General features: G+C 72.4%; 10 protein-coding genes. 5 read left to right on the top strand and 5 right to left on the bottom strand.

From position 1 onward, the window contains the following. Nucleotides 1-47 precede the first annotated feature (47 nt). The 3 genes from Dsi01nite_RS48620 (at nt 48) to Dsi01nite_RS48610 (ending at nt 2,405) form a co-directional block, all read left to right on the top strand. Complete coding sequence (locus tag Dsi01nite_RS48620) at nt 48-242, top strand: hypothetical protein (RefSeq protein ID WP_203853289.1); 195 nt, start codon at nt 48-50, stop codon at nt 240-242. 76 nt (nt 243-318) lie between these two features. Continuing rightward, entirely contained in the window at nt 319-681 is a 363-nt protein-coding gene (locus tag Dsi01nite_RS48615; RefSeq protein ID WP_203853288.1) for a response regulator, read from the top strand. Nucleotides 682-797: 116 nt separating this feature from the next. Next, complete coding sequence (locus Dsi01nite_RS48610; RefSeq protein ID WP_203853287.1) at nt 798-2,405, top strand: S8 family peptidase; 1,608 nt, start codon at nt 798-800, stop codon at nt 2,403-2,405. A 69-nt stretch (nt 2,406-2,474) separates the two neighbouring features. On the opposite strand, the gene Dsi01nite_RS48605 is transcribed toward Dsi01nite_RS48610, so the two are convergent. From Dsi01nite_RS48605 to Dsi01nite_RS48590, 4 genes are all read right to left on the bottom strand, one after another. Then, nucleotides 2,475-3,194, bottom strand: a complete 720-nt coding sequence (locus tag Dsi01nite_RS48605) for a GAF and ANTAR domain-containing protein (RefSeq protein WP_239136885.1) — start codon at nt 3,192-3,194, stop codon at nt 2,475-2,477. Between the two features lie 86 nt (nt 3,195-3,280). Next, on the bottom strand, nt 3,281-4,420 hold the full coding sequence (locus Dsi01nite_RS48600; protein ID WP_345006806.1) for a SigB/SigF/SigG family RNA polymerase sigma factor: 1,140 nt from the start codon (nt 4,418-4,420) through the stop codon (nt 3,281-3,283). 162 nt (nt 4,421-4,582) lie between these two features. Continuing rightward, nucleotides 4,583-5,326, bottom strand: coding sequence for an ATP-binding protein (locus Dsi01nite_RS48595; protein ID WP_203853284.1), 744 nt, complete (start codon nt 5,324-5,326; stop codon nt 4,583-4,585). Between the two features lie 68 nt (nt 5,327-5,394). Next, nucleotides 5,395-6,087, bottom strand: coding sequence for a phosphoribosyltransferase (locus Dsi01nite_RS48590; protein WP_203853283.1), 693 nt, complete (start codon nt 6,085-6,087; stop codon nt 5,395-5,397). A gap of 296 nt (nt 6,088-6,383) precedes the next feature. Here Dsi01nite_RS48590 and Dsi01nite_RS48585 point away from each other — a divergent pair, with 296 nt between their 5' ends. Beyond that, nucleotides 6,384-6,881: a phosphatase domain-containing protein gene (locus Dsi01nite_RS48585; RefSeq protein WP_239136883.1), complete on the top strand. Its 498-nt coding sequence runs from the start codon at nt 6,384-6,386 to the stop codon at nt 6,879-6,881. Here the strand turns inward: Dsi01nite_RS48585 and Dsi01nite_RS48580 are convergent. Beyond that, nucleotides 6,878-9,088 carry a putative bifunctional diguanylate cyclase/phosphodiesterase gene (locus Dsi01nite_RS48580; protein ID WP_203853282.1) on the bottom strand — a complete coding sequence of 737 codons (2,211 nt, stop codon included), beginning with the start codon at nt 9,086-9,088 and terminating at the stop codon, nt 6,878-6,880. The two genes, Dsi01nite_RS48585 and Dsi01nite_RS48580, sit on opposite strands and share 4 nt — an antisense overlap. Nucleotides 9,089-9,223: 135 nt before the next feature. On the opposite strand from Dsi01nite_RS48580, the gene Dsi01nite_RS48575 reads away from it, so the two are divergent. Then, a complete protein-coding gene (locus tag Dsi01nite_RS48575) occupies nt 9,224-9,943 on the top strand; it encodes a class E sortase (protein WP_203853281.1) in 720 nt (239 codons plus the stop codon). Nucleotides 9,944-10,127 lie beyond the last annotated feature (184 nt).

Raw genomic sequence — 10,127 nt, 5'->3', positions numbered from 1 at the left:
AAGTGAGGACGCATGACGAGCGTGACACCACCCGTTACCTTGACGGAATGACCGCCCTTTTCGCATACGTCGTCAGCTACCTCAACCCCTCGGTGCTGGAGTTCAGCGGCGAGGTGGCGAAGAAGAAACCGAAGGTGGGCGGCAGCACCAGCCTCATCGGCGGCTGCTGCTGTGCCGTCGTGGTGATCGTGGCCGTCGTGATCGCGGTCATCGTCATCCGCCGGCGGCGACCGAGCGCATAGCGCGCAAGTGTTCACGTGGTGGGGTTCCCCGGCCGATGAGACGGTTGCGATCCGTCGGGAAGGGAACCCTGCTGCCATGGCCCGAGTGCTGCTCGTCGACGACGACGCGGACATCCGCGAGACCACCGCCATCAGGCTGCAGATCGGCGGCCACCACGTGATCACGGCGGCGACGCCGCAGGAGGCGCTCGACGTCGCCGCCGGCCAGCCGCACTTCGACGTGGCCGTGCTGGACCTGCACCTGCCCAGGGTCGACGGCGACGAGCTGCTCGACCTCTTCCGCGGCCACCAGGCGACCGCGGACGTGCCGGTGGTGTTCTACAGCGCGAACGCGCCGCACGCCACCTCCGTGCACGGGCTGTCCCTGGCCGACACGAAACTCACCCGCGGCCGTCCCCTCAACAGCCTCCTGGCCACCATCAACTGCCTGTCGCACTGAGAACGTCGCAGCGGAAAAGGCGGCAACCGCACGGCAACCGGCGGTGAACCGGGGACGCACCATCAGCTCCCGAACATTGGTGACACACGACGTCACCACTTCGGGAGGCCAGCCAGATGCGAAGCACCCTGCGCGCCACGTTCGTCGCCGCCGCGGCGGCCGCCGGACTGGTGGCCGCCGGCTCTCCGGCTCTGGCCGCTCCCGCGGAAGGGCAGATCCGCGACGCGGGCAAGCCCGGCGCGATCCGCGACCGCTACATCGTCGTGCTCAAGGACACGGTGTCGGCGAGCGACACCGCCAGCAGCGCGAGCCGGCTCGCCGACCGCTTCGGCGGGCAGGTGCGGCGCTCGTTCGGCAGCACCCTGAAGGGCTTCTCGGCGCAACTGACCGAGCGTGGCGCCAAGCGGCTCGCCGCGAACCCGCTCGTCGACTACGTGCAGCAGGACCGCACCGTCGCGCTCGCCGCCAGCCAGACCGGCGCGCCGTGGGGCCTGGACCGCATCGACCAGGCGAGCCGCCCCCTCGACGGCACCTACACCTACCAGGGCACCGGCGCCAACGTCACCGCGTACGTGGTGGACACCGGCGTGCGCCTGACGCACAGCGAGTTCGGCGGCCGGGCCCGCTCCGGCTACGACTTCGTGGACAACGACACCGACGCCAGCGACTGCCACGGCCACGGCACCCACGTCGCCGGCACGATCGGCGGCAGCACCTACGGCGTCGCGAAGTCGGTGAACATCGTCAGCGTCCGGGTCCTGGACTGCGAGGGCTCCGGCTCCTACTCCGGCATCATCGCCGGGATCGACTGGGTGACCGCGAACGCGCAGAAGCCGGCGGTCGTCAACATGAGCCTCGGCGGCTCCGCCAGCCCGGCGCTGGACCAGGCGGTCCGCAACTCGATCGCCTCCGGCGTCACCTACGCGATCGCGGCCGGCAACGAAAACGTCGACGCCTGCAACATCTCCCCGGCCCGCACGCCGGAGGCCATCACCGTCGGTGCGACCGACGTCAACGACAACCGGGCGTCGTTCTCCAACTACGGCAACTGCGTCGACGTGTTCGCCCCCGGTGTCGCGATCACCTCGGCCAGCAACAGCGGCGATGCCGGTTCCGCGATCATGAGTGGTACGTCCATGGCCTCCCCGCACGTTGCCGGTGCCGCGGCGCTGTACCTGTCGGCGTACCCGTCGGCGACCCCGGCGCAGGTGCAGAGCGCGCTGCTGTCCACGGCGGTGCCGAACGTCGTCGGCAACCCCGGCGCCGGCTCGCCGAACCGGCTGCTGTCCACCGCCGCGATGACGGCGACGGTGCCGGCCAGCCAGCCCGCCAGCCAGCCGGTCGCGGTCGTCGCCACACCCGTCCCGGCGGCGACGCCGTGCAACGTGCGCACCAACGCCGCCGACGCCACGATCCGCGACCGCGGCACCGTCACCACCAGCGTCGTGGTCAGCGGCTGCGCCGGGAAGGCGTCGTCGAAGGCTCGCGTCGAGGTCCACGTCGTGCACGCCAAGCGGGGCGACCTGGTGGTCGAGCTGATCGCCCCGAACGGCTCGGTCAAGCGGCTCAAGGCCGCGAGCACCAAGGACAAGGCGAAGAACCTCGACGCCGCCTACACGGTGAACCTGAGCAGCCGCCTGAAGAACGGCACCTGGAAGCTGCGGGTGCGCGACTCGTACAAGGGCAACACCGGCTACCTGGACAGCTGGACCCTGACGGTCTGACGCCCGTTCAAAAGCTCGGCCGCACCGGTTTCGCCAAGGATGGCGGGCCGGTGCGGCCGCATGTGCGCGTCAGACCACGGTCGCGCGGCGCTCGACCGTCTCGACGAGGCGCTGCGCGACAGTGGACAGCGGCAGCCCGAGGCGGTTCGCGGTGCTGCGGAGGACCTCGAGCGCCGTGTCCGAGGAGCAGGCCCGCTGCACCATCATGATCCCGATGGCGCGGTTGACGGTCTCGCCGTCGGCCAGGGCCTCCGTGAGCTCCGCGTGCAGGTCCGCCTGCCGGCCCCGGTCGAGCACCGCGGCGAGCAGCAGGCCGGCGTGCTCGGCGATGAGCATCGCGGTGAGGCCCGCGTCCGGGGTGAAGCGTCCGGGCTTCGCCGCGTACACCGTCAACGCGCCGATGACCTGCTCGTCGATGTCGACGGGGACGGTGAGCACGCCCTGCACCCCGGCCATGATGGCGTGCTCGCGCCAGCCCGGCCAGCGGTCGTCCGAGGACAGGTCGTCGCTGACGATCAGGTCCCTGGTGCGGATGGCCTCCATCGACGGGCCGGTGCCGCTGTGATACTGGCTGTCGTGCAGCGTCGCCGGCAGTTCGGGTGATGCGGCGGCGGTCGACGGCCCGCCCGCCCGCACCAGGGTTACCGCGCACCACGACGCCCCGTCCACCAGGTCGGCAGCGGTCTCGACGAGGTCCTCCAGGGCCTCGTCGAGGTCGTCGCTGGCGATCAGGCGGGCGGTGAGCTGGCGTAGTACAGCGGCGATCTCCACCGTGTGGAGGTCCGTCACAATTCCCCCTTCAGGCACGCCGACATCGGTGCCGGCGGTGCACCGGGGGCCTCCTACCCGGCGGCCCTCGATCTCAACCGTCGAGCTCAACCATCGAGGAGCGCTCTTCGCAGGCCCTCGAGGGTCCGCGACAGCAACCGCGACACGTGCATCTGGGAGATGCCCAGGTCGGCGGCGATCTGCGCCTGGGTGCGGTTGCCGTAGAAGCGCAGGGACAGGATCCGCCGCTCCCGCTCCGGCAGCCGCGCGATCAGCGGCTTGACCGCCTGGCGGAACTCGACGCCGTCGATGTCCCGGTCGTCGTCGCCGAGCACGTCGGCGAGGGTGCCCGCGTCGTCGTCCCCGCCGAGCGGCGCGAACAGCGACACCGGCCGGTACGCCGAGGACGCCACGAGGGCCTCCAGGATCTGGTCCTCGGCGACGCCCAGGTGCTCGGCGACGTCGCGCGGCGTGGGGGAGCGCCCCAGCCGCTGCCCGAGCGTGTCGCGCACCCGGTTGATCTCGATCCGCAGCTCCTGGAGCCGCCGGGGCACGTGCACCCCCCAGCCCTTGTCCCGGAAGTACCGCTTGAGCTCCCCGACGATCGTCGGTGTCGCGTACCCGCCGAAATCGGTGCCGTAGTCGGGGTCGAAGCCGTCGATGGCCTTCATCAACCCCAGCGCCGCCACCTGGCTGAGGTCGGCGGGCGACTCGCCCATCCCGTGGAACCGGCGGGCCAGCCGGTCCGCCAGGGGCAGGCTGTGTTCGATCGCCCGCTGCCGCAACGCACCCCGCCGGGCGTCCTTGACGTCCATCGTGGCGGCCTGGCGCAGCAGCTCGTTGACGGTCGTCCACTGACTCGGCGGTTCGGATTCGTCCGGCACGGGCGGCGGAGCGCCGACTGGAGGATCGTCGTAGGCGCGCAGGCGTTTCGCCGCCCCGATGATCTCCAGGACGTCCAGCACCAGGTCGGACGCGCCCGGGGTACGCAGCCCGCCACCGCGCTCCTGGGCCTCCAGCTGGGCCCGGAGCAGAGTGTCGGCGGCGGCGCAGTCGAGCAGCCGCAACCGCGACAGGTCGACGGTCAGGTTGACCTGCCCGGCGTCGAGTCGCTGGTTGAGCTCGAGTCGCAGGTCGAGGCTCGCCGCATGGTCGAGCACTCCGGAAGGGCGCAGGATCTCCTCGTCCCCTTGACGCCAGGATTCCAGTGAAAGTGCCGAATCGAATCGGTCTTTGTATATGGGCATTGTCTCCATGGTGGAGACTCCCCCCTATCCCATCGCGTTGCGCAGCAAGCGATTCGCGGTTGAGCGTGCGGTCGTGGAACCGGGCGGAATTGCTTTCCCGGTCACTGTACGCACGGGGGAATTGCCAATGAATATGTGAAAGGGTGAGGTCGTGGGTGACCTTTACCGGGTGCGCAGGGTCGCCCAGACGACTTTTCCGTCGGGCACCGGCGTGCAACCCCACCGATGTGTGAGCGCCTCGATCACGAGCAGCCCGCGGCCGCTCTCGGCGAGCGTGTCTCCGGACGTGCCGCGGACGGGGAGTGCGGGGCTGCCGTCGCGCACCGACAGGTGCAGCTGCCGGCGGCGCAGCCCGACCCGGACCTCCAGTTCGGTCCGCGCGTGCCGCACCCCGTTGCTGACGAGTTCGGTGACGATGAGCTCGGCGAGGTCGGCGACCTGGGCCACCCCCCACGACCGGCAGGCCCGGTCCACCAGGTGCCGCGCCGCCGCGGTCGCGTCGACCATCGGCTGCAGCCGGGCGCGCAGGCCCGGTGGTTCGCCGCCGGGCGTGCCGGCGCCACCGTGCGCGATCGCCGCGTCGGTGGTGGCGAAGAGGGGGATCTGCCGGGCGACCGCCATGCGGTCCAGCGCGGAACGCAGCGGTGCGGGGGCGGCCGCCATGCTCACCGCACTGCCGGGCCAGGCCGCGGCGTGCTGGGCGAGGGCCGGGAGCACGGTCAGCGCCACGTCGTCGTGGGCCTTCAGCTCCGCGACGTCGAGCACGATGAGCGCCGGCTCGGCGGCGAGACATTCCAGGACGGTCGTGCGCAGCATCGGCGCGGTGCTCACGCCGAGACTTCCGGCGACGTGCACCACGGTCGCATCTCCGCGGACCTCGACGGTCGCGGCAAGACTCGCCCTCATGGGGTGACGCTCTACCCGCCCCCGGTGGGTTAAACCCTGGAGGCGGGCAGCGCGTCGCAACGCGCCGGTCAGACCGGCGTGGGCACCTTCACGGCGCCCCAGGCCATGGCGCAGATGTCGGTGACGTCCGCGTCGGTGACCGGGGTGAAATCGCTGTAGTACAGGCCGAGGGCGTGGAACTCCCGGGGGGAATGGATGTCGATGACGGCGTTGACGTCGCCGGCGAGCAGGTCCACCGACTCCGCCGCGCACACCGGCGCCGCGAACACGATGTGAGCCGGCTTGCCGGTCTGCAACGCCCTGATCGCCGCGCGCGCGGTGACGCCGGTCGCGAGCCCGTCGTCGACGATGACGACCACCCGTCCGGTCACCTCCGCCGCCGGCCGTGACCCGCGGTAGCGCTCCTGCCGCCGCCGCAGCTCGACCCGCTCCCGCTGGACCGCGGGCGCGAGGTCACTGGTGCTCAACCCGACGCACGCGAGCGCGCTGCGGTCGAACACGGGTGGCCCGTTCTCGGCGATCGCGCCGACGCCGTGGTCGGACTGCCACGGCAGCCCGATCTTCCGGGCGATCATGAGGTCGAAGTCGGCTCGGATGGCCTCGGCCACCGCGAACCCGACGGGGACCCCACCCCTGGGCAGCGCGAGGACCAGCGGCGCGTGGGTCATGTCAAGCTGCCGCAGGTGTGCCGCGACCGCGCTGCCGAGCATGCGTCCCGCGGTCGTCCGGTCCGCGAACCGCTCCTCTTCAGGCGGCCACATGGCCGTTGGCTTCCACTCGGGCGACCCCTTCGGTGCTGCCAGGGCCGGCCAACATGATCCGCATCAAGCGGACACCCCCTTCGATCGGCACGGTGGGGCCACCGCCACGTCGGGCCTTGTCCCCTGCTGGGTCGCTCTGCCGCGACCGCCGCGCCCGGTGCGAAGACTACGCCTGTTGAGCTGCGAAAACGTCCGCTTGGCGTACTTCTGCGGGGGTGAACCCCGGCAGGTCGGAAATCTCTGGCACCGGCTGATTCCACAGTGACGCGGTGATGCTCGGCGGGCATGATGGCCCCGTGGAGACGCCAGCACAGCGGGACGCGGCCCTCGCCGTGTTCGACATCGACGGCGTGGTCGCCGACGTCCGGCACCGCCTCAAGTATCTCGACAAGCGCCCCAAGGACTGGGCCCGGTTCTTCGCCGCCGCCGACCGCGACCCCGTCCTGCCGGAGGGCGTCGAGCTGGCCCTGCGCAACGCCGCCGAGCACGTCCTGGTCTGGGTCACCGGCCGCCCCGAGCACCTGCGCCCGGCCACCGACGCGTGGCTGCGCCGCGCCGGACTGCCGGCCGAGCTGCTGTTCATGCGCCCGTCGACGGACCGCCGCCCCGCGAAGGACTTCAAGGCGGGCCTGCTGTCCCGGCTCGCCCGCGAGTCGTCGATCGCGATCGTGGTCGACGACGACCCCGAGGTGGTGACGAAGCTGCGCAAGCTCGGCCACCCCGTCCAGCTGGCCGACTGGGTCCCGCACTCCTCGACCCTGCAGACCGCCCAGGAACGCGAAGGCCGGACCTAAGCAGTCGCGAGCTGGCCGCTGAGCCGGGCCTGCAGCGCGTCGGCGGGCATCGGGCGGGCGAACAGGAAGCCCTGGGCGTAGCCGCAGTCCAGCTCGCGCAGGGCGGCGGCCTGCTCGTCGGTCTCGACGCCCTCGGCCACCGGCTGCAGGTACATGCTGCGGGCCAGCTCGACCACGGCGCGGAAGAGCGCCTTCTCCTGCCGGTCCGCGACCCGCGACACGAACGCCCGGTCGATCTTCAGCACGTCGATCGGGAGGGTACGCAGGTACGCCAGCGACGAGTATCCGGTGCCGAAGTCGTCGATGGCGATCCGGATGCCGTGCGCGCGGAGCCGGGCCAGCCGCCGGCTGACCGCCTCGGTCTCCTCGACGGTCGCCGTCACCAGGACGGTCTCGGTGATCTCCAGGACGAGCGCGGCACCGGGCAGGCCGGTGCGCCTGAGGGTGGCGAGGACATCGTCGGCGAACTGCGGGTTGCGCAGCTGCCGGCCGGAGACGTTGACGGTGACGGAGATGCCGTGCTCGGCGTGCCAGGCCCGCGCGTCGGTGCAGGCCCGTTCCAGGACCCAGGCGCCGAGCCGGCCGATCAGTCCGGTCTCCTCGGCGACGGGCACGAAGCGGACCGGCGACACCGGGGCGCCCTCGGGCGTGGTGAAGCGCAGCAACGCCTCCACCGCCTTGACGGCGCCGGTGTGGATGTCGACGACCGGCTGGTAGTGCACGGCGAACCCGGACCCGCCGTCGACCGCGGCCCGCAACTGGTCGGCGAGGACGGCGTGCGCGACGTGGGCCGCGCGCAGCTGCGGGTCGTAGCGCTCGGCGCGGTTCCGGCCCGCCTCCTTCGCCGCGTACAGGGCCAGGTCGGCGCTCTGCAACGCCTCACCGGTCGTCGCGGGCGCGCCGGAGTAGACCCCGACGCTGGCGGTGAGGCGCAGCTCGCGGCCGTCGACCAGGTACGGCTCGGCGAGCGCGGCGACACACTGCGCGGCGAGGCCGTCCAGGCCGTCCAGATCCGGGGAGACCACCGCGAACTCGTCGCCGCCGAGCCGGGCGAGCAGGTCGCCGGGTCCGGCGATGGCGCGCAGCCGGGCGGTCGCCTCCAGCAGCAGCGCGTCGCCGGCCGGGTGGCCGAGGGTGTCGTTGACGTCCTTGAACCCGTCGAGGTCCACGATGAGCAGCCCCACCCCGGGCGCCGTCCCGGCGATGTCGGCCTGCAGCCTGGTCCGGAACTCCTCCCGGTTGGCCAGCCCGGTCAGCCCGTCGTGCTGGGCCCGGAACGCGAGCTCCCGCTGCAGCGACGTCCGCTCCCGCAGCGCTCGGCCGAGGCGCAGCACCATCGCCACCATGAGCGCCGCGGTGAGGACGGTCGGCACGATGGCCCGCAACGGCGCGGCGACGCTGTGGTGCAGGCAGATGTCGGCGACGAGGACGGCCGGGCCGAGCAGGGCGAGGCCGATGAACCCGGCGATCGGGGTGGCGCTCTCGTCGGCGGTGCGTGGCCGCTCGCCGACGTCCCGGATGCCCGGGTGCAGGCAGGCCGCGGCGAGCAGGAAGCTCCAGGCGAGCCAGCCGATCGAGGTCACCGGGCTGGTGGCGGTGTCGTTGCTGCTCCAGACGTACATGATCACGTAGCCGGCGTCGGTGAGGACCATCGCCGCGACCGAGCCGAGCAGCAGCCCGGCGGCCACGCCGGGCCGGACCGCGAACGCGACGCGCAGCAGGATCGCCACGACCAGCAGGTCGCAGCCGGCCAGGACGGTGATGCCCCCGGCCTCCATCCGGTCGAGCCCGGCCCGGGAGAGCATCGGCAGCAGCACGAACGCCCACGCCAGCTGCGCCAGGCCGATCAGGGCGATGGCGGCGTCCAGCAGCCGGGCCGAGGACCACGGCCGCAGGTGCCGGGCCAGCAACCACAGCGCGGTGCCGGTCAGCGGGTAGCAGACCAGGTAGGCGGCCTGCGCGTTCCGCGTCAGCCCGGGCGCGGCCACCTCGACCGCGGTCGAGGCCGCGGAGACACCGACGCCGGCGACGAGCAGCCAGTAGGCGGCCGCGGGACCCGGCCGGTGCATGCGCAGCCCGGCCACCGCCGCGCCGAGGCAGGCCAGCTGCACCATGACCCAGAACACGCCGAAGCTGTCCGGGGTCAGGGCGGCGGCCGCGACGGACGCCACGACGGCGCACGACAGGAACCAGAGCCAGATCCTCACGCTTCCATGAGGCGGGACCCAGGGTGCGGGCCGGTTGCGCGTCGGGGTGCGAACCGGATCGGCACCTGTCCGCCGTCCGGCTGAATGGCGGCCGAAGCTCGTTCTGCCCAAATTTTGGAGCCTATAGTCCATTTTGTGGGTACCGGCAGAGGCGGCGACCGCACGACCCGGCTGCTCCTGCTGGCCGCCGTGCTGCTGCTCGCGTCCGGGGTGGCCGCGGGCGGCGTGACGGCCTGGAGCTGGTGGGGCCGGGTCCGCGCGGTCCACGCCGCACAGGACCGGCTCGCCGCCGAGTGGGCGGGGGAGACCCCGCGCTCCGGCACCGGCGCGACCTCGGCGGCCGAAGCGGCGGGACGCCGGCCCGCGGCACCGATGCGCCTCCCCGGCGCCGCCGAGGAGGCCGCCGGCACGGGTGTGCCCCCGGGCGGGCCGATCGCGCTGCTGCACGTACCGACGCTGCACTTGAAGCTCTTCGTTGTTGAGGGATCCGACCCGGCGGCGCTGATGCTCGGCCCCGGGCGCATCCCCGGCACCGCCGCCTTCGGCGAGAGCGGCAACACCGGCATCGCCGGGCACCGCTATCCGGGCGTCTTCTGGGACCTCGACGATCTCGAGGTCAGCGCGCCGGTCGTGGTGGAGACCCGGGACACCTGGCTGGTCTACCGGGTCGTCGACGCGAGCGTGGTCCAGCCGGAGCAGAACGAGGTCCTCGCCGCGCCGCCGCCCGGCGCCGGACCGCTGCTCACGCTGGTCACGTGCGAGCCGAAGCTCAGCACCGCGCGCCGGCTGATCCGGCAGGCGACCCTGGTCCGCCACGACCCCATCGACGGCCCGCGGCCGGCCGAGCTCGGCTGACCGGCTACCGCCGGCAACCCTGCGTGACGGTTCGCTTACCGTAACGCAACGAATCTCCTTGACCCGCCCCGCATCGTGCCGATTGTCCAGTGGTCGGTGCGCAGACCCGACGCGTGGTTTGTCCCGGTGAGGGCTGAAGGGAGCCTGGCCGTGAGCGACTTGGGTGACATCGTTCAGGAGTTCC

The sequence above is a fragment of the Dactylosporangium siamense genome, assembly GCF_016862795.1.
Taxonomy (GTDB): Bacteria; Actinomycetota; Actinomycetes; order Mycobacteriales; family Micromonosporaceae; genus Dactylosporangium; species Dactylosporangium siamense.
This window is presented reverse-complemented; position numbering and strand designations above follow the sequence as displayed.

What these genes read in the sequence shown, in the direction of transcription:
- Dsi01nite_RS48595 (WP_203853284.1), bottom strand. Translation starts at nt 5,326, where the DNA reads ATGAGGGCGAGTCTTGCCGCGACCGTCGAGGTCCGCGGAGATGCGACC.
- Dsi01nite_RS48615 (WP_203853288.1), top strand. Translation starts at nt 319, where the DNA reads ATGGCCCGAGTGCTGCTCGTCGACGACGACGCGGACATCCGCGAGACC.
- Dsi01nite_RS48600 (WP_345006806.1), bottom strand. Translation starts at nt 4,420, where the DNA reads ATGCCCATATACAAAGACCGATTCGATTCGGCACTTTCACTGGAATCC.
- Dsi01nite_RS48590 (WP_203853283.1), bottom strand. Translation starts at nt 6,087, where the DNA reads ATGTGGCCGCCTGAAGAGGAGCGGTTCGCGGACCGGACGACCGCGGGA.
- Dsi01nite_RS48620 (WP_203853289.1), top strand. Translation starts at nt 48, where the DNA reads ATGACCGCCCTTTTCGCATACGTCGTCAGCTACCTCAACCCCTCGGTG.
- Dsi01nite_RS48610 (WP_203853287.1), top strand. Translation starts at nt 798, where the DNA reads ATGCGAAGCACCCTGCGCGCCACGTTCGTCGCCGCCGCGGCGGCCGCC.